Origin of the sequence: Collimonas sp. PA-H2 (assembly GCF_002564105.1) — a bacterium.
Taxonomy (GTDB): domain Bacteria; phylum Pseudomonadota; class Gammaproteobacteria; order Burkholderiales; family Burkholderiaceae_D; genus Collimonas.
Genome location: NZ_PDBX01000001.1, coordinates 2,226,335 through 2,252,058, shown reverse-complemented (window position 1 = coordinate 2,252,058; position 25,724 = coordinate 2,226,335). Strand labels below are relative to the sequence as shown.

23 protein-coding genes are annotated in these 25,724 nt (G+C 56.2%); 21 read left to right on the top strand and 2 right to left on the bottom strand.

Annotated elements, in window-relative coordinates; all coding sequences use genetic code 11:
* Window positions 1-111 precede the first annotated feature (111 nt).
* Window positions 112-2,139 carry an AsmA family protein gene (locus tag BCF11_RS10290; protein WP_098494659.1) on the top strand — a complete coding sequence of 676 codons (2,028 nt, stop codon included), beginning with the start codon at window positions 112-114 and terminating at the stop codon, window positions 2,137-2,139.
* A gap of 154 nt (window positions 2,140-2,293) precedes the next feature.
* Here BCF11_RS10290 and BCF11_RS10285 read toward each other — a convergent pair whose 3' ends face one another.
* Window positions 2,294-3,595, bottom strand: a complete 1,302-nt coding sequence (locus tag BCF11_RS10285; protein WP_098494658.1) for an aspartate carbamoyltransferase — start codon at window positions 3,593-3,595, stop codon at window positions 2,294-2,296.
* Window positions 3,596-4,437: 842 nt separating this feature from the next.
* A complete protein-coding gene (locus tag BCF11_RS10280; RefSeq protein WP_098494657.1) occupies window positions 4,438-5,325 on the bottom strand; it encodes a LysR family transcriptional regulator in 888 nt (295 codons plus the stop codon).
* 151 nt (window positions 5,326-5,476) lie between these two features.
* Between BCF11_RS10280 and BCF11_RS10275 the strand changes: the two genes are divergently transcribed.
* The 20 genes from BCF11_RS10275 to atpG all read left to right on the top strand — a co-directional run bounded on the left by BCF11_RS10275 (window position 5,477) and on the right by atpG (window position 25,674).
* Window positions 5,477-7,003 carry a CoA-acylating methylmalonate-semialdehyde dehydrogenase gene (locus BCF11_RS10275; protein ID WP_098494656.1) on the top strand — a complete coding sequence of 509 codons (1,527 nt, stop codon included), beginning with the start codon at window positions 5,477-5,479 and terminating at the stop codon, window positions 7,001-7,003.
* Between the two features lie 149 nt (window positions 7,004-7,152).
* Window positions 7,153-8,778 carry a GMC family oxidoreductase gene (locus BCF11_RS10270; RefSeq protein WP_098494655.1) on the top strand — a complete coding sequence of 542 codons (1,626 nt, stop codon included), beginning with the start codon at window positions 7,153-7,155 and terminating at the stop codon, window positions 8,776-8,778.
* 211 nt (window positions 8,779-8,989) lie between these two features.
* Window positions 8,990-9,760 (top strand): ABC transporter ATP-binding protein, encoded by a 771-nt coding sequence (locus BCF11_RS10265; protein WP_098497424.1) that lies wholly within the window; start codon window positions 8,990-8,992, stop codon window positions 9,758-9,760.
* Window positions 9,760-10,515, top strand: coding sequence for an ABC transporter ATP-binding protein (locus tag BCF11_RS10260; protein ID WP_098494654.1), 756 nt, complete (start codon window positions 9,760-9,762; stop codon window positions 10,513-10,515). The genes BCF11_RS10265 and BCF11_RS10260 overlap by 1 nt, the downstream gene beginning before the upstream one ends.
* 74 nt (window positions 10,516-10,589) lie before the next feature.
* A complete protein-coding gene (locus tag BCF11_RS10255) occupies window positions 10,590-11,798 on the top strand; it encodes an ABC transporter substrate-binding protein (RefSeq protein WP_098497423.1) in 1,209 nt (402 codons plus the stop codon).
* A gap of 135 nt (window positions 11,799-11,933) precedes the next feature.
* Window positions 11,934-12,818 (top strand): branched-chain amino acid ABC transporter permease, encoded by an 885-nt coding sequence (locus BCF11_RS10250; protein ID WP_098494653.1) that lies wholly within the window; start codon window positions 11,934-11,936, stop codon window positions 12,816-12,818.
* Window positions 12,819-12,835: 17 nt separating this feature from the next.
* Entirely contained in the window at window positions 12,836-13,816 is a 981-nt protein-coding gene (locus BCF11_RS10245) for a branched-chain amino acid ABC transporter permease (RefSeq protein ID WP_098494652.1), read from the top strand.
* Window positions 13,817-14,122: 306 nt separating this feature from the next.
* Window positions 14,123-14,896, top strand: a complete 774-nt coding sequence (locus BCF11_RS10240) for a TSUP family transporter (protein ID WP_098497422.1) — start codon at window positions 14,123-14,125, stop codon at window positions 14,894-14,896.
* Between the two features lie 191 nt (window positions 14,897-15,087).
* The gene (mnmG, locus tag BCF11_RS10235) at window positions 15,088-17,010 is read left to right on the top strand and encodes a tRNA uridine-5-carboxymethylaminomethyl(34) synthesis enzyme MnmG (protein WP_098494651.1); all 1,923 of its coding nucleotides are present in this window, start codon (window positions 15,088-15,090) and stop codon (window positions 17,008-17,010) included.
* Window positions 17,011-17,078: 68 nt separating this feature from the next.
* Window positions 17,079-17,738, top strand: a complete 660-nt coding sequence (gene rsmG / locus BCF11_RS10230; protein ID WP_098494650.1) for a 16S rRNA (guanine(527)-N(7))-methyltransferase RsmG — start codon at window positions 17,079-17,081, stop codon at window positions 17,736-17,738.
* A gap of 19 nt (window positions 17,739-17,757) precedes the next feature.
* Window positions 17,758-18,399 carry a leucine efflux protein LeuE gene (gene leuE, locus BCF11_RS10225; RefSeq protein WP_098494649.1) on the top strand — a complete coding sequence of 214 codons (642 nt, stop codon included), beginning with the start codon at window positions 17,758-17,760 and terminating at the stop codon, window positions 18,397-18,399.
* A 17-nt stretch (window positions 18,400-18,416) separates the two neighbouring features.
* Window positions 18,417-19,187 carry a ParA family protein gene (locus BCF11_RS10220; protein ID WP_098494648.1) on the top strand — a complete coding sequence of 257 codons (771 nt, stop codon included), beginning with the start codon at window positions 18,417-18,419 and terminating at the stop codon, window positions 19,185-19,187.
* 161 nt (window positions 19,188-19,348) lie between these two features.
* A complete protein-coding gene (locus BCF11_RS10215) occupies window positions 19,349-20,245 on the top strand; it encodes a ParB/RepB/Spo0J family partition protein (protein ID WP_098494647.1) in 897 nt (298 codons plus the stop codon).
* Between the two features lie 341 nt (window positions 20,246-20,586).
* Window positions 20,587-20,931 carry an ATP synthase subunit I gene (locus BCF11_RS10210; RefSeq protein ID WP_098494646.1) on the top strand — a complete coding sequence of 115 codons (345 nt, stop codon included), beginning with the start codon at window positions 20,587-20,589 and terminating at the stop codon, window positions 20,929-20,931.
* On the top strand, window positions 20,928-21,752 hold the full coding sequence (gene atpB, locus BCF11_RS10205; protein WP_098494645.1) for a F0F1 ATP synthase subunit A: 825 nt from the start codon (window positions 20,928-20,930) through the stop codon (window positions 21,750-21,752). Before BCF11_RS10210 ends, atpB begins: the two co-directional genes overlap by 4 nt.
* A gap of 113 nt (window positions 21,753-21,865) precedes the next feature.
* On the top strand, window positions 21,866-22,111 hold the full coding sequence (atpE, locus tag BCF11_RS10200) for a F0F1 ATP synthase subunit C (protein ID WP_011872763.1): 246 nt from the start codon (window positions 21,866-21,868) through the stop codon (window positions 22,109-22,111).
* 67 nt (window positions 22,112-22,178) lie between these two features.
* Window positions 22,179-22,649, top strand: coding sequence for a F0F1 ATP synthase subunit B (locus BCF11_RS10195; RefSeq protein ID WP_061945542.1), 471 nt, complete (start codon window positions 22,179-22,181; stop codon window positions 22,647-22,649).
* A gap of 2 nt (window positions 22,650-22,651) precedes the next feature.
* On the top strand, window positions 22,652-23,191 hold the full coding sequence (locus BCF11_RS10190) for a F0F1 ATP synthase subunit delta (protein WP_098494644.1): 540 nt from the start codon (window positions 22,652-22,654) through the stop codon (window positions 23,189-23,191).
* Between the two features lie 51 nt (window positions 23,192-23,242).
* On the top strand, window positions 23,243-24,784 hold the full coding sequence (gene atpA / locus BCF11_RS10185; RefSeq protein WP_098494643.1) for a F0F1 ATP synthase subunit alpha: 1,542 nt from the start codon (window positions 23,243-23,245) through the stop codon (window positions 24,782-24,784).
* Window positions 24,785-24,801: 17 nt separating this feature from the next.
* Window positions 24,802-25,674 carry a F0F1 ATP synthase subunit gamma gene (atpG, locus tag BCF11_RS10180; protein WP_092413168.1) on the top strand — a complete coding sequence of 291 codons (873 nt, stop codon included), beginning with the start codon at window positions 24,802-24,804 and terminating at the stop codon, window positions 25,672-25,674.
* Window positions 25,675-25,724 lie beyond the last annotated feature (50 nt).

The window sequence follows — 25,724 nt, the reverse complement described above, 5'->3', positions numbered from 1 at the left end:
TGCACAATGGCCGCAACTGCCAGGGAGTTTGCATTTGTTAAAGCATCTGCAGCAGGATTGGGGGGATACTTGTCGAATTGAACTTTTTAGCAACGCCTACCTCACAAATCTATGACTACAACTAAATTTCGGCCGGCGCGGCTTTTTTTATGGTCGTTGGCGGCACTGGTGGGGCTGATTGCCGTATGCGCGGCGTTGCTGCTTACTTTCGACTGGAACCGCGCCAAGCCCTGGCTCAACCAGCGTGTCAGCGAGGCCGCTGGCCGGCCGTTTGCGATTCGCGGCGATCTGGCGCTGACCTGGCAAAAATCGCAGAGCGACCTGGATAGCTGGCGGCGCTGGGTGCCGTGGCCGCGCTTGAGCGCCAAAGACATTGTGCTGGATAATCCAGAGTGGGCCAAAACCGGGCCGCATATGGCGGAAATCGGCCAACTGACGTTTTCGCTAAGCCCCTTGCCCTTGCTGGCGCACCGCATCGTGCTGCCGTCGCTGGAACTGGACGCGCCGGTGCTTGCGCTGGAACGCAAGCCGGACGGCGACAATAACTGGACCTTCAAATCAAGCGGACCATCCGCCTGGCAACTGGAACTGCAGAAACTGCTGCTGGCCAAAGGCACTGTGCGTTTGCTGGACCCGGTCAGCAAACTGGATATCAAGGCCGACATCGACAGCTTGCCCGCCACCAGCGCGGAAGGCTACGGCATCGGCTGGAAAGTCAGCGGCAGTTTCAACAAGGCCGCGATCAGCGGCGACGGCAAGGCGGGCGCCGTGCTGTCTCTGCAAAACTCCAGCACGCCCTATCCGCTGCTGGCCAATGTCCGCGTCGGCAAGACAACCATAGGCGTGCAAGGAACGCTGACCAAGCCTAGCGATCTGGCCGCGCTCGACCTGCGCCTGAAATTGTCGGGCGCCAGCATGTCCAACCTCTATCCGCTGACCGGCATCGTGTTGCCGGCGACGCCGCCGTTTTCCACCGAGGGACGGCTGATCGGCAAGCTCAACAGCGCCGGCGGCGACTGGATTTACGACAAATTCAGCGGCCGCGTCGGCTCCAGCGATTTGTCCGGCACGCTGGAATATATCGCGCAAAAGCCGCGGCCCCTGTTGAAAGGCACGCTGCTGTCCAACCAGCTGCGGCTGGCCGACCTTGCGCCGCTGATCGGCGCCGACTCCAACGCCAGCAAGGCCAACCGCGGCGATGGCGTGGCCCAGCCTAGCAACAAGGTGCTGCCGGTCGAGCAATTCGATACCAGCCGCTGGGGCAGCATCGACGCCGACGTCAAGTTCACCGGGCGCAAGATCGTGCGCGACAAGGAATTGCCGATCCAGGACCTGGTCGCCGACCTTCATCTGAAAGACAGCGTGCTGTCGCTGACGCCCCTGAATTTCGGCGTCGCCGGCGGCAATATGGTGTCCAACATCAAGCTGGACGGCAGCGGCAAGGTGATCAAGGCGGAAATGAAAATTTCGGCGCGCCACCTGAAGATCAAGCAGCTGTTTCCGGCTTTTGAATCGGCCCAGGCCAGCCTCGGCGAGATCAACGGCGACGCTTCCCTGTCGGCGGTCGGCAATTCTGTCGCCAGCCTGCTGGGCAGTTCCAACGGCGAGCTGAAAACCCTGGTCAACCAGGGCACCATCAGCAAATTCCTGCTGGAAGCCGCTGGCCTGAATATCGGCAACGTTGTCATTTCCAAGCTGTTCGGCGACAAGCAGGTCAAGCTGAACTGCCTGGCCAGCGATTTTGCCGTGACCAAGGGCGTGATGGACGCCCGCACTTTTGTGATGGATACCGACGACGCCGTCATCAATGTCCAGGGTCAGATCAACCTGGCGCAGGAAACGCTGGCGCTGACCGTCAAGCCGGAAAGCAAGGGCATGCGGATTTTTTCGCTCAGGTCGCCTCTGCACGTCAATGGCAGCTTCAAGAACCCGGACGTAGGGGTGGACAAGGGTGTGCTGGCGCTGAAGGCCGGCGGCGCGATTGCGCTTGGCGTGCTGGCGCCGGTGGCGGCCGTGATCCCTTTGATCAATATCACCCCGGCGCAGGAAAACGATTGCGCGGCCTTGCTGGCGCAAGCCAGGCAAAAGCCGGTGGCGCCGCCGCCGGGCAAGACCTTGAAGCAGAAGAAGGCGAAGTAAGTTTCTCGTTTTAAAAATTTCGCAGTCCACGCTGGCGTACTAGAGAACTATAGAACTACAGAACTGCCGCGGATGCGGGTGTGGCCACTTGCCTTGCAGCTCAGCGCCGCCGCTCAGGCCGGCGTTGTAATGCCAGTCGTTGCTGACGCCGGCTTCAGTCCAGGCCGTCGAAAGCTGCGTCATCTGGTCCCACATGGTGGGGCGAGCGCCAGCTGACATCGCGCATCGAATGCTGCACCTGGTTCTCCACTCCCAGCAAAGTTGCGAAGAGCGCCATCCTGACCGGAATGCCATTGTCGGTCTGGCGGAATATCGCCAGGCGCGGATCATGATTCAGATCGGTGCTGAGATCGTTGGCGCCGGGCCGGCCGTCGCGCGGCAAGGGGTGCATGACGATGGTGTCGGCGCTGCAGGCGGCGTTGATCAGGGCCTGGTTGATCTGGAAATCCGGCGTATAGCCCTCGATCGCCTCGTCGGCGAAGCGTTCTTTCTGGATCCGGGTGGCGTACACGATGTCCGCGCCTCGCAAACCTTGCCGCAGCGAAGTCGATTGCTCCACCGCATGGCCGGCGCGGGCAATGCGCTCCAGGATGTGGGCCGGCATCTCCAGGGTCGGCGGCGCGATCAGGGTGAACCTGAGATTGCGGTACAGGGCCAGCAGCTTGATCAGCGAATGCACCGTGCGGCCGTACTTGAGATCGCCCGCCATGACGATATGGGCGCCATCGACCAATTTCCCCAGCCGCGAGAATTCACGCTGGATGGTGTACAGGTCGAGAATCGCCTGGCTGGGATGCTCGCCCGGGCCGTCGCCGCCGTTGATCACCGGAATATTGGTGGCGCGGGCGAATTCGTCGACTGCGCCTTGTTCCGGGTGCCGCACTACCAGGGCATCGACATAGCCGCTGATGACGCGGCTGGTGTCGTAGATCGACTCGCCCTTGGTCATGGAAGAGAAGGTAAACCCGGTGGTGTCGCAAACCGATCCTCCCAGGCGGCAAAACGCCGCGCCAAAGCTGATACGCGTGCGCGTACTGGCCTCAAAGAACAAATTGGCTAGTACGGCACCCTCGAGGATGCGCGAGACCTTCTGGCGCCTTGCAATGGGCTGCATGATGTCGGCGATGCGGAACAGCTCTTCCAGCGAATCGCGCGAAAACTGGTCCACCGATAGCAGCTGCGGCTTGCCGTTGTAGCCGATGCGTGTGCGTAGCGGGGCATTGGGGTCGGGGGTATATACGCTCTGCGTAGATCCTTGGGCGGCAATGTTTCCGCCCAGGATTTCACTGACAAATTTCGTCACGATATCCGGCATCACCCTGTATTCACCGGATGTTTCCGGCAATAACCAGGTGTCCAACGCACGCTTTCGGATACCGATCCGCTCCGAAAAATTTTCCCGGGTAAGGTTAAGGCGGCGCATGGCGTCGCGCAAAAAAGTCTGCTGATCGAGCATTCGCTCCTCCAAATATACGCTTTGCGTACATTAAAGCTTTCGATTCAGCTTGTCTAGAATTTTTTCTGAAAGCGATGCTGCCTACCGTTTAAGCAGGCCGATTTTTTTTGGCAAAATGGCTTTGCATTGCTTAAAAAGCATCGGAATCACTGTGTTTTCTTGATTTTGTGGATAAGGCTGTGGATATCCTGTTTTTCAATTGTGGATATCCGAGTTAGTTTTCCACAGCGTTTTTTTATCCAAGAATTATTCTGCCGCAATACACCGATTACCAAGCCTTTATCCAAGCCGCAAGTGCTTGAATGAATAGTCAAATTTGCAGTTATCCACAGAAAAGCAGGGTGTTAACTACTACTACTATTTTATATATAAATCTTTAAATACAAAACCGAAAAGCCTTTTCTTTTGAAGTTGCCTTTAAAAAATGAATTCGCAAAATAAAGCTAAGAAAGCAACTTTTCTAAAAAAATTCTTTTTTCAAGGTCTCCTTTTAATAAAAAAGAGAGGGAAAAATCTGCACGGAAGGTAGAAATAGAAAGAATGAAAATTTATAACTGTGGATAAGTCCGTGGATAACTACAGGAATCTAATGTGCATAAACGAAGCAACTATCCACAAGCCCATTTTTATCCAAGAAATGTTCTTTCCAGATACAAGGTTTACTCAGCGCTTATCCAAGTCGTAAGTACTTGAATGAATAATCAAATTCATAGTTATCCACAGAAAAGCAGGGCGTTAACTACTATTACTATTCATATATATAAACCTATAAATGTAAACACGAAGAGCTGTGAAATCCAAAAAAAGGGGATTTGACCCCTTTAAAAACAGCTTTCAGAAAGTCAGTTTCTCCAAATTGTTTCCAATATGGCAAATACGGCCGCAATCACCGGTTCGTCTTTACGTTTTTCCAGTGTAATAAACGATAGTTCAGTGGATAAATTGACCGTATCGGAAATCACCAGGCCATGCGCATGTGCTTCACGCAATGCAATTGATTCTCTGACAAGAGAAAGTCCGACGCCCGATTTCACCAGGTCCAGCATTGACGGTTCCTGGTCGACAAGAGCAACTTTATTCGGCGTAACTTTATATTGTGCAAACGTTTTGCTAAGTAAACGATGATGCGCCGATTCCGGCGGCGTCCAGATCCAGGGTAATTTCGCCAGAGCCGGCCAGTCTTTTCCGGAAACCCGGCTTTTCCAACCTGACGGTGCAAGCACGCAGTAAGTAAATTGTGTCAGTGTGAGCCGGTGAAAACTCTTGTTTGGCGTACCGAGGTAGTAACCGACATCGAGATGGCCGGACTTGATTTGCTGCAAAACATCGCCTGACATACTGTGCTGCAATTGTGTAGAAAGCTGTGGATAACTTTCCACCAGGCGCTGCAGAAAGGCGCCGAGACGGATGAACTCCGGATCGAGAATCGTGCCGATCGCGAGTTTTCCGCTGAGGATTTTGGAATTGCTTGGATGCAAACTGGCGGCTTGCTGGCGCAGTTCCGACATAACGGCAATGGCGCGTTCGGCAAAAGGCAGTAACTTGACGCCTTCGTCGGTCAACGCCATGCCGCTGGGGATGCGGTTGAATAATTGCAGGTTCAGGCTGACCTGCAGCGATTTGATTTGCAGGCTGACGGCCGGCTGGGTGACATGCAGCAATTCTGCTGCGCGCGTCAGATTGCCTTCACGGGCGACCGTGACGAAGGCGCGAAGTTGGATGAGGTCCATGTGCTTAAATTTTCATCATGAGTGTTTCATTATTAGTGTTTCTTATAATGCCATTGATCATAACTCATTGGATTGTTGGCATGGCTAACGATATTCTGGGCAAAAAATAATACAAAACGAATTCAACCCAGCACTAATAAAAGGAATCCTTATGACTACTTCATCAAGCGCCACCCCTTTGATCCAGCATTACATCAACGGCAAGGTGACGGAATCGTCCAGCGGCCGCCAGCAGGATGTGTTCAATCCCGCGACCGGCGCGGTTGCTGCCAAAGTCGTGCTGGGCAGCGTGGAAGAAGTTAACGCTGCGGTAGCGGCGGCATCGGCAGCGGCGCCGGCCTGGGCGGAGACTGCGCCGCTGAAGCGCGCGCGGGTGATGTTCAAGTTCAAGGAGTTGATGGAGCAAAATCACGAGGCGCTGGCTGCGGCGATTACGCGCGAACACGGCAAGGTGTTGTCCGACGCCAGGGGAGAAGTCACGCGCGGCTTGGAGATTGTCGAATTCGCTTGCGGCATTCCGCAACTGCTGAAGACCCAGTTCACCGACAACATCGGTGGCGGCATCGATAACTGGAATCTGCGCCAGCCGCTTGGCGTGACCGTCGGCATCACGCCTTTCAATTTTCCAGTGATGGTGCCGCTGTGGATGGCGCCGATGGCAATTGCGACCGGCAATACCTTTATCCTGAAACCGTCGGAACGCGATCCTTCGCCGTCGCTGATGATGGCTGAGTTGTTCAAGAAGGCTGGCTTGCCGGATGGCGTATTTAATGTGGTGCAGGGCGACAAGCTGGCGGTGGATACCTTGCTGCAGCACCCTGACGTCAAGGCGGTATCGTTTGTCGGCTCGACGCCGATCGCAGAATATATCTACCAGGAAGGCGCCAAGCGCAAAGGCGCGTATCCATTGCGGGTGCAGGCGCTGGGCGGCGCCAAGAATCATCTGGTGGTGATGCCGGATGCGGATCTCGATCAGGCGGTGGATGCCTTGATGGGTGCGGCTTACGGTTCCGCCGGCGAGCGTTGCATGGCAATCTCGGTGGCGGTTGCGGTGGGTAATGTCGCCGACAAGCTGATCGAAGCATTGATTCCGCGTGTGAAGGTTTTGAAGATCAAGAACGGCATGGAAGCCGATGCCGAAATGGGGCCGGTGGTCACGGCAGTGCACAAGGAAAAAATCGAAGGCTATATCGAGAGCGGCGTGGCTGCCGGCGCCAAGCTGCTGGTCGATGGCCGCGGCTTGAAAGTGGCTGGATTGGAAAACGGATTCTTCCTCGGCGGATCCTTGTTCGACCAGGTGACGCCTGAGATGAAGATTTATCGGGAAGAAATTTTCGGACCGGTTTTGTGCATCGTGCGCGTGCCTGATTTTGCTGCCGCGGTGAACCTGATCAACGCCCACGAATTCGGCAACGGCGTGGCCTTGTTTACTTCGGACGGCAATACTGCGCGCGAGTTTTCGCGCCGCGTCGAGGTCGGCATGGTGGGCGTCAATGTGCCGATTCCGGTGCCGATGGCATGGCATTCCTTTGGCGGCTGGAAGCGCTCTCTGTTTGGTGATACGCATGCTTACGGCGAAGAAGGATTGCGATTCTATACGCGCTACAAATCGATCATGCAGCGCTGGCCGCAGACGATTTCCAAGGGTGCGGAATTCACCATGCCGGTGGCTAAATAAATGGTGTAAACAATAAATTAAATTTAATCATATAAATAATATTATTGTTTATTTTGTGGCTGCAGGGAGCGATGTTTTATCGCTGCCTGCAGCCATGATGGCATGAACTGAAATGATTTTTGCAACGATCAAAAAATAGAAAGAGACGCATGGAATCAGCTGGCAAGTACGACTACATCATCATCGGTGCGGGGACCGCCGGCTGCGTGCTGGCGAATCGTTTGACACAGGATAGTTCAGTCAAGGTGCTGCTGATTGAAGCGGGTGCAAAAGACGATTACATCTGGATCCATATTCCAGTCGGCTATCTGTATTGCATCAATAATCCGCGCACTGACTGGCTGTACCGGACCGAGCCGGATGCCGGCCTGAATGGCCGCAGCCTGCTGTATCCGCGCGGGAAAGTGCTGGGCGGCAGTTCCTCGATCAACGGCATGATCTACATGCGCGGCCAGGCTCGCGATTATGAGCAATGGGCGCAGCTGACGGGCGATGAATCGTGGCGCTGGGAGCATGTGCTGCCGCTGTTCAAGAAGAGCGAGGACCACTACAACGGCGCCAGCGAATTCCACGGCGCCGGCGGCGAATGGCGGGTGGAAAAGCAGCGTTTGTCATGGAAAATCCTGGATGCATTCCGCGATGCGGCGGCGGAAAGCGGCATTCCTAAAACCGATGATTTCAACCGCGGCGATAATGAGGGTTGCGGCTATTTCGACGTCAATCAAAAGCGCGGCATTCGCTGGAATGCATCCAAGGCTTTCTTGCGCGGGGCGACCGGGCGCGGCAACCTGGAGATCATGACCGGTTGCCAGGTGAAACGCTTGCTGCTTGAGCGCGGCGAGCTGGGACTGGTCTGCAAGGGCGTGGAATTTTCCGGCGGCGGCAAGCAGTGGAGCGCAGAGGCCAGCCGCGAAACCTTGCTGAGCGCGGGTGCTGTCGGCTCGCCGCAGATCTTGCAAATGTCCGGCATCGGTCCGGCCGCTTTATTGCAGCAGCATCAGATCCCTGTGCTGCAGGATACCCCGGGCGTCGGCGAAAACCTGCAAGACCATTTGCAGATCCGCATGGCGTTCAAGGTCAGCGGGGTGCAGACCCTGAATACGATGAGCAACAGCTGGCTTGGCAAGGCGAAGATAGGCTTGCAATACCTGCTGACGCAAAGCGGGCCGATGTCGATGGCGCCGTCTCAGCTGGGCGCATTCGCCAAGTCGGATGCGGCGCAAGCTAGCGCCAACCTGGAGTATCACGTGCAGCCCTTGTCGCTGGAAAAATTCGGCGATCCTTTACACGATTTTCCAGCCTTCACAGCCAGTGTCTGCAATCTGCGGCCGAGCTCGCGCGGCCATGTGCGGATTGCTTCCGGCGATGCAGAAAAAGCGCCAAGGATCACCTTGAATTACCTGGCGACGGAAGAAGACCGCAAAGTTGCGGCGGCATCGGTACTGCTGACCCGAAAAATCGCCGCGGCGCCGGCTTTAAGGCCCTTTGCGCCGGAAGAATTCAAGCCGGGCTTGCAGTATCGTACCGAGGAGGATTTGATCAAGGCCGCCGGCGAAGTCGGCACCACGATTTTTCATCCGGTAGGAACCTGCAAGATGGGACGTGCGGACGACCCTCTGGCGGTAGTCGACAGCAAGTTACGGGTCAGGGGAGTGGCGGGCTTGCGCGTGGTCGACGCCTCAGTGATGCCGACCATTACTTCCGGCAACACCAATTCGCCGACCTTGATGATTGCCGAAATGGCGGCAAAATTCATCAGGGAAAGCCGTTCCTGATCTGTGGTTTATTGTGTGTTTTAAATTATTTTGTAATTATTTTATAAAACATAGCTGATTTTCTGCTCAGTTTTTGTATAGTATTTCTACGTATTGCCCCGTCAGAGCGGCACCGGTAGTATCCGTAAAAAATATAAGGCTGATAAGGTGATTGCCATATCATCTATCAGCGCGGGATGTTCCGAATAAAGCAACATCAATGGGAGACCAGATGACCGACATCATCTTGGAGACAAAAAACCTGACGAAGGAGTTCAGGGGGTTTACGGCCGTCAATGCCGTCAACCTGCAGGTAGAACGTGGCCATATCCACGCCTTGATCGGCCCTAACGGCGCCGGCAAGACGACCTGCTTCAATCTGCTGACCAAATTCCTGATTCCGACTTCCGGCCAGATCCTTTTCAATGGCCGCGACATCACCTCTGATGCGCCGGCCCAGATCGCGCGCCAGGGCATTATCCGTTCCTTCCAGATATCCGCGGTGTTTCCCCACCTGAGCGTGATGGAGAACGTCCGTATCGGCTTGCAGCGCACGCTCGGCACGTCTTACCACTTCTGGAAAAGCGGCAAGTCGCTGGCGCAGCTGAACCAGCGCGCCATGGAGTTGCTGGCGGAAGTCGACCTGACCGAGTTCGCCGACACTCTCACCGTCGACCTGCCGTATGGCCGCAAGCGGGCGCTGGAAATCGCCACCACGCTGGGCATGGAGCCGGAGCTGATGCTGCTGGATGAGCCGACCCAGGGCATGGGCCACGAGGACGTGGACCGCGTCACGGCGCTGATCAAGAAGGTCTCTGCCGGGCGCACCATCCTGATGGTGGAGCACAACATGAATGTGGTGTCCGGCATCTGCGACAAGATCAGCGTACTGCAGCGCGGCGCCATGCTGGCCGAAGGCCGCTATGAAGAGGTATCGAAGAATCCGCTGGTGATGGAAGCCTATATGGGCACCACCACCGACGCACTGGTGGGAGCGCATTGATGTCTGCTGTTCATTCCTCATCGCCGGCCGCAGCACCAGCCGCGCAGGGCGCCATCGCGCTCAGCATCGAGAACCTGCAAGCCTGGTACGGCGAATCGCACATCCTGCACAACGTCAACCTGAGCGTGCACAAGGGCGAGGTGGTGACGCTGCTGGGCCGCAACGGCGCCGGCCGCACTACCACTATGCGGGCGATCATGGGTCTCACCGGTGCGCGCAAGGGCTCGATCAAGATCGGCGGCGTCGAAACCATCGCGCTGCCGACCTATAAGATCGCCCACCATGGCGTTGGTTATTGCCCCGAAGAGCGGGGCATTTTTTCGTCCCTGTCGACGGAAGAAAACCTGCTGTTGCCGCCATCCTTGTCGAGCACGGAAAAGGGTATGTCGGTGGAAGAAATCTACGACATGTTCCCCAATCTGAAAGAGCGCAGGAACAGCCAGGGCACACGTCTTTCGGGCGGCGAGCAGCAGATGCTGGCGGTGGCGCGCATCCTGCGCACAGGCGCGCGGCTGCTGCTGCTGGACGAAATTTCCGAAGGCCTGGCGCCGGTGATCGTGCAGGCGCTGGCGCGCATGATCACTACCCTGAAAGCCAAGGGGTATACGATCGTGATGGTGGAGCAGAACTTCCGTTTCGCCGCGCCTTTAGCCGATCGTTTTTATGTGATGGAGCATGGCCAGATCGTCGAATCTTTTGCCTCATCTCAGCTGGAAGAAAAAATGCCGGTGTTGAATGCTTTGCTAGGTGTGTAGGTCTGGGTAAGGGAGGTCCTGCGTGTAGCTTGCGGGATAACTGGTCGTTCAAAAATGGAGAAGAGACAATGAATATCAAATTAAAGACCTTGGCTGTTGCAGTGGGCGGCACAATCGCTTTCGGCGCGGCGCTGCCGGCGTCGGCGCAGATTTCAGGCGACGTCGTCAAGATCGGTTTCATCACCGACATGTCGAGCGTGTATTCGGATATCGACGGTCCTGGCGGCGCGGAAGCGATCAAGATGGCGATCGCCGACATGGGCGGCAGCATCAACGGCAAGAAGATCGAACTGATCGTGGCTGACCATCAGAACAAGGCGGACATTGCTTCGAGCAAGGCGCGCGAATGGTTCGACCAGCAAGGGCTGGACATGCTGATCGGCGGCACCAACTCCGGCACCGCGCTGGCGATGGCGAAGATCGCGGCGGAAAAGAAAAAGCCGTTCTTTGAAATCGGCGCTGGCAGCACCCGCCTGACCAATGAGGAATGCACGCCGTACACTGTGCACTATGCCTACGATACCTACGCGCTGGCGCATGGCACCGGTTCGCAGGTGGTGAAGCAGGGCGGCAAGAGCTGGTACTTCATCACCGCCGACTATGCCTTCGGCGCTTCGCTGGAAAAAGACACCACCGCAGTGGTGAAGTCTTCCGGCGGCACCGTACTGGGCTCGGTCAAGCATCCGCTCAACGCCTCTGATTTCTCTTCGTTCATGCTGCAGGCGCAATCGTCCAAGGCGCAGATCATCGGCCTGGCCAACGCCGGCGGCGACCTGATCAATGCAGTCAAGGCGGCCAATGAATTCGGCGTCACCAAGAACGCCAAGCTGGCCGGCCTGCTGGTGTTCATCAACGATATCCATTCGCTGACCCTGAAGCAGACGCAGGGCATGTACCTGACCGACAGCTGGTACTGGGATCAGAATGCGGAGTCGCGCACTTGGGCGAAACGCTATTTTGAAAAGATGAAAAAAGAACCTTCCAGCCTGCAGGCAGGGGACTACTCGGCGGCGATGCAATACCTGACCGCGGTCAAAGCCATCGGCACCGATGACGGCGACAAGGTCATGGCGCAGCTGCGCAAGAGCAAGTTCAACGACATGTACGCGAAGAACGCCTATCTGCGTCCTGACGGCCGCGTGGTGCACGACATGATGCTGTACCAGGTCAAGGCGCCGGCCGATTCGAAATATCCTTGGGACTATCTGAACAAGATCGAGACCATTCCGGGCGAGCAGGCTTTCACGCAGAAGGCCGAGAGCAAGTGCGCGCTGTGGAAGTGATGGCGCGCTGATTTTTTGAGCACTGTGCCTGGCCTAGCCAGTTCTATGCGTGCGTGGATCTTTGCGGAGATCCGCGCGCCCTTGCGCTGTTTGATTGTTCTTCACTCGCACGAGTGATTTTTAGATGATATTGCCATGGAAATTTTCGGCATTCCCTTGCAAGCCTTGATGAGCCAGCTATTGCTGGGACTGGTCAACGGCTCCTTCTATGCGATGCTGTCGCTGGGCCTGGCGGTGATCTTCGGCCTGCTCAACGTGATCAACTTCGCCCACGGCGCGCTGTACATGATGGGCGCCTTCCTGGCCTGGATCGGGCTGACCTATTTCAACCTCAACTACTGGGTGATGCTGGCCCTGGCGCCGCTGCTGGTGGGCCTGTTCGGCGTCATCATCGAGAAGACCATGCTGCGCTGGCTGTACAAGCTGGATCACCTGTATGGCTTGCTGCTGACCTTCGGCATCACCTTGATGGTGGAGGGTATCTTCCGCTCGTTCTACGGCGTCTCAGGGCAGCCGTATTCGGTGCCTGATGCACTGAGCGGCGCTACCGACCTCGGCTTCATGGTGCTGCCGAATTACCGCGCCTGGGTGGTGCTGGCCTCGCTGACGGTGTGTTTCGCTACCTGGTTCGTGATCGAGAAGACCAAGCTTGGCGCTTACCTGCGCGCCGGCACCGAGAATCCGAAACTGGTGGAAGCCTTTGGTGTCAACGTGCCGCTGATGGTGACCTTGACCTATGGCTTCGGCGTCGCTTTGGCGGCCTTTGCCGGGGTGCTGGCGGCGCCGGTGATCCAGGTCTCGCCTCTGATGGGTTCCAACCTGATTATCGTCGTCTTCGCGGTTGTAGTGATCGGCGGCATGGGCTCCATCATGGGCTCCATCGTTACCGGCCTGGCGCTGGGCGTGATCGAGGGACTGACCCGGGTGTTCTATCCGGAAGCGTCGGCCACGGTGGTGTTTATCGTGATGGCGATCGTGCTGATGATCCGGCCTGCCGGCCTGTTCGGCAAAGAGAAATGAGAGACGGAGCACTCACAATGAATAAGAAAATTGGTTACGGCTTGCTGCTGGCCGCTGCGCTGGCGGCGCCGTTCGGCGTCTATCCGGTGTTCCTGATGAAGATCATTTGCTTCGCACTGTTCGCCTGTGCCTTCAATCTGCTGATCGGTTTTACCGGATTGTTGTCGTTTGGACATGCCGCATTTTTTGGCGGCGCTGGCTATGTGACTGGCTACGCCTTGCAAACCTTGGGCTTGCCGACCGAGCTTGGACTGCTGGCCGGCACCGCTGCCGGTGCGTTGATCGGCCTGGTGATGGGCAGCCTGGCGATCCGGCGGCAGGGGATCTACTTCACCATGATCACCCTGGCGCTGGCGCAGATGCTGTATTTCGTCTGTCTGCAAATGCCTTTCACTGGCGGCGAGGATGGCTTGCAGGGCGTGCCGCGCGGCCATTTGCTGGGCTTTATCGACCTCGGCAACGACCTCACTTTGTACTATGTGGTGCTGGCGATTGCGGTGGCCGGCTTCGCCCTGATCATGCGCACCGTCAGTTCTCCCTTCGGCCAGGTGTTGAAAGCCATCAAGGAAAACGAGCCGCGCGCCATTTCCCTGGGCTATGACGTCAACCGCTACAAACTGCTGGCCTTCGTGTTGTCGGCCGCATTGTCTGGCCTGGCCGGCTCCACCAAGACCGTGGTGCTGGGTTTTGAAACGCTGACCGATGTCCACTGGACCATGTCCGGGCTGGTGGTGCTGATGACTCTGGTGGGCGGCCTGGGTACCATTACCGGACCGATTGTCGGTGCGCTGATCATCATCATGCTGGAAAACAAGCTGGGCGATATCGGCAACTGGCTGGCCGGGGTGACGCATATCGAATGGTTTAGCGGACTGGGCGAATCGGTGACTATCGTCACCGGTTTCATCTTCATCGTTTGCGTGCTGGCTTTCCGGCGCGGGATAGTGGGCGAGATTTCCGCCGCATTGAACAGGCGATCATCATCCGGCGGCGATTGATTCTTGTTGTTTAGTTTGCAGGTAGCAAACAGCCGCCCGTACATAGCTTGTCTTGTACGGGCTGTTTCTTTGGGCAGCTGGCCTGATCCATCTGCTTAAATAATAGGCAGCTGGTATCTTGTCCGGCATGTTGCTTATCTGAACTCATCTTCGCGTGCCATGCGAGATGACGGAATTACTTGGATAGCTATGATGAAATAACATAGCCGTCGGATAAGCCAGTGCAGCCGACGGGACGTAGAATTGCCTGTTTTCTTGAGCCATGCTCCCTTGCCGGCTGCCTTCCAATTTTTGCTAGTACATCCTATGCCTGAGTTATTCCCTGACTTTTTTATTTTGGCGTTTGCCAGTTTCCTTGCCGGTTTGATTGATGCGGTAGTCGGTGGAGGAGGGCTGATCCAGATTCCCGCCTTGTTTGCGATGCTGCCGAATACTACCCCTGCAACCATATTCGGTACCAATAAGCTGGCAGGTATCTTTGGTACTGGCGCCGCTGCCGTGAATTTTGCGCGACGGGTGAAGATAGCGTGGAACTCCGCACTGCCGGCGGCGGGGGCGGCATTCCTGTTTGCCTTCCTAGGTGCTTATACCGTTACCCACATCCCGACCGAAGCGATCCGCAAGTCTTTACCCTTTATCCTGCTGGCGGTTGCTATCTACACGGTGAAGAAGAAAGATTTCGGCAGCATCCACGCACCGCTGCATACAGGTTCAAAAGAAAAGCTGCTTGCGATGCTGATTGGCGGCGGCATCGGATTTTATGACGGTGTTTTCGGTCCTGGTACAGGTAGCTTCCTGATTTTCCTGTTTGTGCGGTTTTTCGGCTTCGATTTCCTGGCGGCCTCGGCTGTATCCAAGGTCATCAATGTCGCAACCAACCTGGCAGCCTTGCTTTGGTTTGGATACAGCGGACATATCATCTGGCAGCTTGGATTGATTATGGCTATCTGCAATGTAGGCGGTTCTTTGGTAGGCACCAGGTTGGCGCTAAAACATGGAAGTGGCTTTGTCAGGAAGTTGTTCTTATTCGTGGTATCGGTGTTGATTCTAAAAACTGGCTACGATGCGTTCCTAAAGTAAGACTGGGAATTTCTAGTAAAGCGGCGATTGTTCCACGTGAAACAATCGCCGCTTTTGTTTTTGCCGCGCAATATTCATATGTTCCACGTGAAACATCTGTTGTATGTCCGGCATACGAATGTATGGCAGGGCTGCATGCTTTATAATCACCCCTCTGCTCACCGTTATTCATCGTCTCCAAGAGGCGCACTATGCTTTTTCCTACACATTTTGATGTAATCGTCGTTGGCGGCGGTCATGCCGGCACCGAAGCCGCGCTGGCATCCGCCCGCATGGGCCAAAAAACGCTATTGTTGACACACAATATCGAAACACTGGGCCAGATGTCGTGCAACCCGTCGATTGGTGGGATAGGCAAGGGTCATCTTGTGAAAGAAGTCGATGCCATGGGCGGTGCGATGGCAATCGCCACCGATGAAGCGGGTATCCAGTTCCGTATCCTGAATTCTTCCAAAGGTCCTGCAGTACGGGCGACCCGGGCGCAAGCCGACCGCATCCTGTACAAGCAAGCCATCCGCTCGCGCCTGGAAAACCAGGAAAATCTCTGGCTATTCCAGCAGGCCGTGGATGATCTGTTGGTGGAAGGCGACCGCGTAGTCGGCGCCGTGACTCAGGTCGGCATCCAGTTCCGCAGTCGGGCAGTGGTGCTGACCGCCGGTACTTTCCTGGATGGTAAGATCCACGTCGGCCTCAATAACTATTCCGCCGGCCGTGCCGGCGATCCGCCTGCGATTTCTCTGTCGGCGCGCCTGAAGGAATTGAAGCTGCCGCAAGGGCGCCTGAAGACCGGGACACCGCCGCGCATCGACGGCCGTACCATCGATTTTTCCGTGATGGAGCCGCAACCGGGCGATCTTGATCCAGTGCCGGTATTTTCGGTCATGGGCAATGCCGCCATGCACCCGCAGCAACTGCCATGCTGGATCACCCATACCAACCAGCAAACCCACGATATCATCCGCGCCGGCCTGGACCGCAGCCCGATGTACACCGGCGTTATCGAAGGGGTAGGGCCGCGTTACTGCCCGTCGATCGAAGACAAGATCCATCGTTTCGCTGGCAAGGATTCACACCAGATCTTCCTGGAGCCGGAAGGGCTGACTACCAACGAGTTTTACCCTAATGGTATTTCGACAAGCTTGCCGTTCGATGTGCAGCTGGCGCTAGTGCACTCTATGCGTGGCCTGGAGAACGCGCACATCCTGCGTCCCGGCTACGCCATCGAATACGACTACTTCGATCCGCGCGGTCTGAAGGCTTCGCTGGAAACCAAACAGATTCAAGGCTTGTACTTCGCCGGCCAGATCAACGGCACCACCGGTTACGAAGAAGCCGCCGCGCAGGGCATGTTGGCGGGCTTGAACGCTGCCCTGCAGACACAGGAACGCGATGCCTGGACGCCGCGCCGCGACGAAGCTTATCTGGGCGTGCTGGTCGACGACCTGATCACCCAGGGCGTGCAGGAGCCGTATCGCATGTTCACCAGCCGCGCCGAGTACCGCCTGAGCCTGCGCGAAGACAACGCCGACCTGCGCCTGACCGAAATCGGCCGCCAGCTTGGCTGTGTCGGCGACGTCCAATGGGCGCAGTTCGAGAAGAAGCGCGAAGCGGTCGCCGTCGAGATGGAGCGCCTGCGTTCCACGTGGGTGAATCCGCGCCTCGTCGCCGACGCCGAAGCCGAGCGCCTGCTGGGCAAGGCCATGGAGCGCGAATACGCGTTGGCCGACCTGTTGCGCCGGCCAAATGTTACTTATGATCAATTAATGACGCTGAAGGGTGTCGACGGCCAGGATCTTGGCGGTCCAGGCGTAGAGGACGACAGCGTCAGGGAACAGGTCGAAATCCAGGTCAAGTACGCCGGCTATATCGACCGCCAGGCGCGCGAAGTCGAGCGCCACGAGCACAACGAAAACCTCAAGCTGCCGGCCGACCTCGACTATATGGAAGTGCAAGCCCTGTCGATCGAAGTGCGGCAGAAGCTCAACCTGCACCGGCCGGAAACCTTCGGCCAGGCTTCACGCATTTCCGGCGTCACGCCGGCTGCCTTGTCGCTGCTGCTGGTGCATCTGAAAAAGGGCATGAAGCGTCTGAATGCAGATGACAAGGCAGCCTGATAAAAAACGCATTGCATGAAAAACAACGACCGCCCAGGTAATTGCCGGGATAATCAAGGAGTGGCAGCATGAGTTCAACGCAGACCGCGTCGCTGGAAGCGAGCCTGCAGCAGGGTGCACAAACATTAGGCATTGCGCTGGATCAGCAGCAGCAACAGCAATTGCTGGCCTATCTGAACTTGCTGGCGAAATGGAACAAGGTCTATAACCTGACCTCGATCCGCGAGCCGGCGCAGATGATGACTCATCATCTGCTGGATTCGCTGGCGGTGGTGCCGGCCTTTGCGGCGGCCGAGAATGTGCTGGATGTCGGCGCCGGCGGTGGTTTGCCGGGCATGATCCTGGCGATCTGGGCCGGCAAAGCCAAGCCAGCGATGCGGGTGTCGATGATCGACACCGTGCACAAGAAAACGGCATTCCTGACCCAGGTCAAAGCGGAATTGGGATTGAGCAACGTCAGCGTCCATACGGCCAGGGTAGAGCAGCTGCAGGTGGCGCAGAAATTCGATGTGATCACCTCGCGCGCTTTTGCTGAGTTAGCCGATTTTATCAACTGGTCGGCGCATTTGCTGACAGATGACGGCCAGTTCATCGCGCTCAAGGGCGTCAAGCCGGATGAGGAAATCGCCCGCCTGCCGGCCGGCTGGCAAGTAACGGACATAAAGCCGCTGGCGGTGCCGGGGCTGGATGCGGAACGGCATCTGATCTTTATCAAACGTAGCAAGTAATAACAGGAACAGGATTACCATGAGCGCCTTTTTTCACACCCTCGGCATTACCGACGTCTGGCAGCTGATTGCCGCCACCGTAGTCTTTCTGGTGCTGCCCGGGGCAGGGACTTTCTGCATCCTGACCTGTGCCGGCAAGGCCGGCCTGCGCGGCGGCTTTGCTTCCGTGCTCGGCGTCATGCTGGGCGATGCGGTGTTGATGTTCCTGGCGGCGATCGGCGTGGCGGCATTGCTGACGGCCAATCCGCTGGTGTTCAAGGGCGTGCAGTATCTGGGCGCGGCCTACCTGGCCTTCCTCGGCTGCAAATTGCTGTTTGCTAAAAAGAACGGCAACGCCGGCGTCGAGAGCGATAGCGGCTTGGCCAGCGGCGGCAATTTCACCCGCGGTTTCCTGGTGACGCTGGTCAATCCGAAATCGATTATCTTTTACATGGCGTTTTTCCCCCTGTTCATCGATCCGGCGGCGCATCGCGGCAGCCTGACTTTCCTGGCCATGGGCGCAATCATTTCCAGTTGCACATTGATTTACGGTAGTCTGCTGGTACTGCTCGGGAATACTGCCGCTAAGCGCCTCGGACAGAATCGCCGTATCGCCGCATTCGCCTCCAGGGCCGCAGGAATGTTCCTGATCGGTTTTGGCATCAAGTTAACCACCAATTAAGACGACCAGACCACTACATGGCAAAAATATTTTGTGTCGCCAATCAAAAGGGCGGAGTCGGTAAAACCACCACCGCCGTGAACCTGGCCGCCGGCCTTGCGCAACTGAATCAGCGCGTACTGCTGGCCGATCTCGACCCGCAAGGCAACGCCACCATGGGCGCCGGAATCAACAAGGGCACATTGACTGCCTCGATTTATGAAGTATTGCTGGGCATGTCGGATATCAAGTCGGTGCGCAAGACTTCGGAAACCGGCGGCTTTGATGTCTTGCCGGCGAATCGCGAACTGGCCGGCGCCGAAGTGGAAATGGTCGAACTGGAGAACCGCGAGAAGCGCCTGAAGGATGCTTTCGCCACGGTTGCCGAGGAATACGACTTCATCCTGATCGATTGTCCGCCGGCCTTGTCGATGTTGACCCTGAACGGCCTGTGCGCCGCCAACGGCGTCATCATCCCGATGCAATGCGAATACTACGCGCTGGAAGGTCTGTCGGACCTGGTCAACACCATCAAGAAGGTGCACGCCAACCTGAATCCGGACCTGAAGATCATCGGCTTGCTGCGCGTCATGTTCGATCCGCGCATGACTTTATCGCAACAAGTGTCGGAAGAACTGGAAAAGCATTTTGGCGACAAGGTGTTCAAGACTGTGATCCCGCGCAATGTGCGGCTGGCGGAAGCGCCGTCGTACGGCATGCCGGGCGTGAGTTTCGATGCCGCTTCCAAGGGTGCCCAGGCGTATATCGCCTTTGGCGCCGAGATGGTGGAACGCATCAAGAGCATGTAGTTAGTCACAGCTAATACACAGCCAATACAGCGGTAATACACGGTTAATACAGAAGTTATCCATGGGCTTAGTCACAGTTTATTCCCGGCTTGCCCACATAGTTGTCCACTGAGTTATCCACAGGCTGCCAGCGTGTAGTCAGTAATCTACGGTAGGAAAAGATGGTCACGAAAAAATCAAAGGGTCTGGGTCGCGGTCTCGAAGCCTTGCTGGGCGGATCGACGGATATCACTGAAGCGGTGCCGACAGTGGCCGGTGCACCGTCGGTATTGACGGTGACGGTCATGCAGGCGGGTAAATACCAGCCGCGTACCCGCATGGATGAAGGCGCATTGGCGGAGCTGGCGTCGTCGATCAAGGAGCAGGGCTTGCTGCAGCCTATCCTGGTGCGGCCGATCGCCTTGCACAACGGCGCCCAGCACTATGAAATCATCGCCGGCGAGCGCCGCTTCCGGGCCGCGCAAATGGCTGGCCTGATCGAGGTGCCGGTGCTGGTCAAGGATGTCGACGACCAGACCACGGCGGCGATGGCGCTGATCGAAAACATGCAGCGCGAAGACCTGAATCCGCTGGAAGAGGCGCAGGGCATCCATCGCCTCATCACAGATTTCAGTTTCACCCATGAGCAGGCAGCGGTGTCGGTAGGGCGCTCGCGCAGCGCGGTATCCAACCTGCTGCGCCTGCTGAACCTGGCCAAGCCGGTGCAGACCATGCTGATGGCCGGCGATATCGACATGGGCCACGCGCGGGCGCTGCTGGCGGTTGATGCCGCCACCCAGATCACGCTGGCGAACCAGGTGGTGGCCAAGCGCATGTCTGTGCGCGATACCGAAAAGCTGGTGGTGCGCGCCACGACAGAAGCTGAAGCGGCGAACCGTCCAGCGAAGAACAAGGAAAAATCGCGCGACATCGCGCGGCTGGAAGAAGAGTTGTCGGATCTGCTCGCGACTCAGGTAACAATCAAGACGGCGGCAAAAAATCGCGGCCAGCTGATCATCGACTTTTCCGATCTGGATACACTTGACGGTCTGATCACTCGTCTCAAAGGTGTAGAGTAAGTTACAAAGAAAGCTGCAGGGGAAGGTCGATGGATTTTCAGGACTCACGAATTTGGTGCGCCGTAGCAAATTTGCGATGTCGCCAGATCTCTGGATTGGTCCCAAATATCCGGCCAGCGGCAGCGATTGGATCCATCGTCGCCTGTTGTATAAGCTTATGATTCGGCAGCAAAAGTTTGACGAAAGCCGCGCCCAGCCTTTATAATCCTCGGGCTTCTAAATCAGCCGTAGACTGGCAACTGCGTGGCAACTGCGTGATCGTTGCACGATAACTGCGCTGCATCACCACACTGCAACCGCGTTCTGTTAAGCGAGTCTTTTTCGCACATTATTGGGTCAGTATGCTGCGCATCGTGCTTATGCAATTTGTTACTACGGCCGTGCTGGCATGCATAGCAGGTTTACTAGCCGGCGTATCCGGATTCTGTTCCGCGCTTTTAGGTGGTGTGTGCTGCGCGGTTCCCAATGGACTGTTTGCTCTCCGTCTTTATATCAGCGCGCGCAAACCAGGTGGCGCCAATCCGATGTCTTTTTTCATCGGCGAGTTTGTCAAAATTGCTACAACGATTGCGCTGTTTGGGGCGGTCGTATGGTTGTACCACGATTTGAATTGGCCGGCATTTATCGTCAGCTTCATCGTGGTACTTAAAAGTTACATAATCTTACTTTTTAGACATCGATCATGACCGTAGCTCCAAGCGAAGCACTAACCCCCTCAGAATATATCGTCCATCACCTTGGACATTTATCAACCGGCCATCAAACCAAGATCGTCGATTTTTCGATTATCAATATCGACACGATTTTCTGGTCGCTGTTCGCCGGCGTGATCGGCTGCCTGCTGATGTACGTCGCCGCGCGCAAAGCGACCGCCGGCGTGCCGGGCCGCTTCCAGGCTTTCGTTGAAATGGTGGTCGAGATGGTCGACGACCAAGCCAAGGGCATCGTCCACGGCGACCGCAGCTTCATCGCACCGCTGGCGCTGACCGTGTTCATCTGGGTCGCCCTGATGAACTCGCTGGACTTCCTGCCGGTCGACATGTTCTCTTCCTTCTTCAAATTTGTCGGCCTGGACGGCTTGATTTCGCATCACCGCGTGGTCCCTACCGCTGACCTCAACGGCACCATGGGCATCGCCCTCGGCGTGCTGGTTCTGATGCTGTACTACAGCTTCAAGATCAAGGGTTTCGGCGGTTTCCTGCACGAACTGGTGGCGGCGCCTTTCGGCATCTGGCTGGCTCCAGCCAACCTGCTGCTGAACCTGATTGAATTTGCTGCCAAGACCGTATCGCTGGCGATGCGGCTGTTCGGCAACATGTATGCCGGTGAACTGTTGTTCCTGTTGATCGCGCTGCTGGGCTCCACCGCCACTGCGTTTGGCTTTGTCGGCCACGTGGTTGCCGGTTCGATCTGGGCGATCTTCCATATCCTGATCGTGTTGTTGCAAGCGTTTATTTTCATGATGCTGACCCTGGTGTATATCGGCCAGGCACATGAGGCTCACTAACACGCAGCACTCATCGGCAGCGGATGTGAATTTGTAGTTTTGGTTTTAGATCTGTTTTTTGTATTAATTTTTTGTATTAATTTTTGTATTCACTTAACTTTGAAGGAATTGTCATGACTGATCTGTCTTTTGTTGCTTTGGCTTGTGGTTTGATCATCGGTTTGGGCGCTATCGGTGCTTGTATCGGTATCGCGATCATGGGCGGTAAGTACCTGGAAGCATCGGCACGTCAACCAGAACTGATGAACACTCTGCAAACCAAGATGTTCCTGCTGGCCGGTCTGATCGACGCTGCGTTCCTGATCGGTGTTGGTATCGCCATGTTGTTCGCATTCGCAAATCCGTTCATCGCTAAGTAATTTAATCGAGCGTAACCGAATCGGCTGAAAGCATTTCAGCCCACGTTATTCTGAGAAGGAAATTACTATGAACTTAAATGCAACATTGTTTGCGCAGTTCGTAGTCTTCTTTATCCTCGCGTTGTTCACGATGAAATTCATCTGGCCGCCGTTGATAAAAGCGCTCGATGAGCGCGCCAAGAAGATTGCGGACGGCCTGGCAGCCGCTGATCGCGGCAAGGCAGATCTGGCAGCCGCTGAGAAGCGTGCTTCCGCAGAACTGGCAACCGCTCGCGACGAAGGTCAAAAGCGTATTGGCGAAGCTGAAAAGCGCGGCCAGCAGATCGTCGACGAAGCCAAGAAAACGGCTGCCGAAGAAGCTGCTCGCATCATCGCCAACGCCAAGGCCGAAGCGGAACAGCAAATGACTAAAGCGCGCGAAGCTCTGCGTGGCGACGTTGCGACCCTCGCGGTCAAAGGCGCCGAACAGATACTCAAGCGTGAAGTCAATTCTGCTGCTCATGCCGATTTGCTGAACCAACTGAAAACAGAGCTGTAATCATGGCAGAACTTGCAACGATTGCTCGCCCTTATGCAGAAGCGCTGTTCCGTGTAGCCAAATCGCAAGATCTGACAGCCTGGGCCAATCTGGTTTCGGAAATGGGACAAATAGTGTCCCATCCTGAAGTCAAGGCGCTGGCGCAAAATCCTGCCGTCTCGCATCAGCAAGTAGCTGATACGTTTCTGGCGCTGTTGAAATCGCCGCAGTCGGCCAGTGCCGAAGTCAAGAACTTCGTCGCGACGCTGGTTGATAACGGTCGTTTGACGGCGTTGCCGGAAATCGCCGAGCAATTTCAAGTGCTGAAGAACGCACAAGAAGGCGCTGCCGATGCTGAGATCACCAGTGCTTTTGAAATGACTGAAGCGCAGGTGAAGGATCTGATCGCCACGCTGGAAAAGAAATTCGGCCGCAAGCTGAACCCGTCGGTAACTGTGGATAACTCCCTGATCGGCGGTGTGCGCGTAGTAGTCGGTGACGAAGTGCTCGACACCTCGGTACGTGCCAAGCTGCAGGAACTGCACGCTGCCTTGGCTGCCTGAGGCCCCTGCGTATTTGCGTAACGAGCAACGAGAAAAATTTTAGGAGTTTATATGCAACTCAACGCGTCTGAAATCAGCGAACTGATCAAGAGCCGGATTCAAGGCCTTGGCGATACCGCTGAAATTCGCAATCAAGGCACGGTTATTTCCGTGTCCGACGGTATCTGCCGTATCCATGGTCTGTCTGACGTGATGCAAGGTGAGATGCTGGAATTCCCAGGCAATACATTCGGCCTCGCGTTGAATCTCGAGCGCGACTCTGTCGGCGCCGTTATTCTGGGTGACTTCGAACACATTTCCGAAGGCGATACAGTTAAATGTACCGGCCGCATCCTGGAAGTGCCTATTGGTCCTGAACTGCGCGGCCGCGTAGTGAACGCACTGGGCCAGCCGATCGACGGCAAAGGTCCGGTCAACGCCAAGCTGACAGCGCCGATCGAAAAGATCGCACCGGGCGTTATTGCCCGTCAATCCGTTTCGCAGCCAATGCAGACCGGCATCAAGTCGATCGATTCGATGGTGCCTATCGGCCGCGGCCAGCGCGAACTGATCATCGGCGACCGCCAGACCGGTAAGACCGCTGTTGCGATCGATGCGATCATCAATCAAAAGGGCCAGGACGTGACATGTATCTATGTTGCTATCGGTCAAAAAGCATCGTCGATCAAGAACATCGTGCGCTCGCTGGAAGCCCACGGCGCCATGGAATACACCATCGTTGTTGCTGCATCGGCTTCCGAGTCGGCTGCGATGCAATACCTGTCGGCCTACTCCGGCTGCGCCATGGGCGAATATTTCCGTGACCGTGGTGAAGACGCACTGATCGTGTATGACGATCTGTCCAAGCAAGCTGTTGCATACCGTCAGGTATCGCTGCTGCTGCGCCGTCCACCAGGCCGTGAAGCTTATCCTGGCGACGTGTTCTACCTGCACAGCCGTTTGCTGGAACGCGCAGCACGCGTGAACGAAAAGTACGTCGAAGATTTCACCAAAGGTGAAGTCAAGGGCAAGACTGGTTCGCTGACTGCTTTGCCGATCATCGAAACCCAGGCTGGCGACGTTTCTGCTTTCGTTCCGACCAACGTGATTTCGATTACCGACGGTCAGATCTTCCTGGAAACTTCCTTGTTCAACGCCGGTATCCGTCCTGCGATCAACGCCGGTATTTCGGTGTCGCGCGTTGGTGGCGCTGCTCAGACCAAGGTTATCAAGAACCTGTCCGGCGGTATCCGTACCGACTTGGCGCAGTATCGTGAACTGGCTGCGTTTGCGCAGTTTGCTTCCGACCTCGACGAAGCGACCCGCAAGCAGCTGGACCGCGGTGCACGCGTGACCGAGCTGTTGAAGCAAGCGCAATACTCGCCGTTGTCGATCTCGCTGATGGCTGTGACTTTGTTTGCGGTCAACAAGGGCTTCCTGGATAGCATTGACGTCAAGCAAGTACTGCCGTTCGAGAGCGGTCTGCATAGCTTCATGAAGACCAGCCACGCGCCTTTGCTGCAAAAGATCGAAGAAACCAAGCAACTCGACAAAGATGGTGAAGCTGCATTGTCTACCGCCGTTGCTGATTTCAAAAAATCGTTCGTGGCTTAATTTAACTGGAGCACGGAATGGCTACAGGTAAAGAGATACGCAGCAAGATCAAGAGCGTAGAAAATACGAAGAAGATCACCAAGGCGATGGAAATGGTCGCCGCATCCAAAATGCGCAAGGCGCAGGACCGGATGCGTGCGGCACGTCCCTACAGTGACAAGATTCGTAATATTGCTTCTAACTTGTCGCAAGCCAATCCAGAGTACACGCACCCGTTCATGGTGAAGCAGGACAACTCCAAGAACGTTGGTTTCATCGTTGTAACGACCGACAAAGGTCTGTGCGGCGGCATGAATACCAACTCCTTGCGTTTGCTGACCGCGAAACTGCGTGAGCTGGAAGGACAAGGCAACAAGGTTCAGGCAGTAGCGATCGGCAACAAGGGTCTGGGTTTTCTGCACCGGATCGGCGCCAAGGTCGTTGCGCATGCCGTGCAACTGGGCGATACGCCGCATCTGGACAAGCTGATCGGACCAGTCAAAGTACTGCTCGACGCTTATCAGGAAGGTCGCCTGGACGCGGTTTATCTGGTGTACACCAAGTTCATCAACACGATGAAGCAAGAGCCGATGCTGCAGCAGTTGCTGCCGCTGTCGAGCGATCGTCTTGAGGCTGATAAAGAAGGTTCGCATTCCTGGGACTACATTTACGAGCCGGATGTGCAAAGCGTCATCGATGAATTGCTGGTGCGTTACGTGGAAGCGCTGATTTATCAGGCTGTCGCAGAAAACATGGCGTCCGAGCAATCGGCGCGCATGGTGGCGATGAAGTCGGCCAGCGACAACGCGGGTAACGTGATCGGCGAATTGAAACTGGTCTACAACAAGACGCGTCAGGCTGCGATCACCAAGGAATTGTCCGAGATCGTCGCCGGTGCGGCTGCCGTCTAGCGCGCTACGCGCTTAACAGAAACTTATTTTTATATATTGAAGGAACGAAA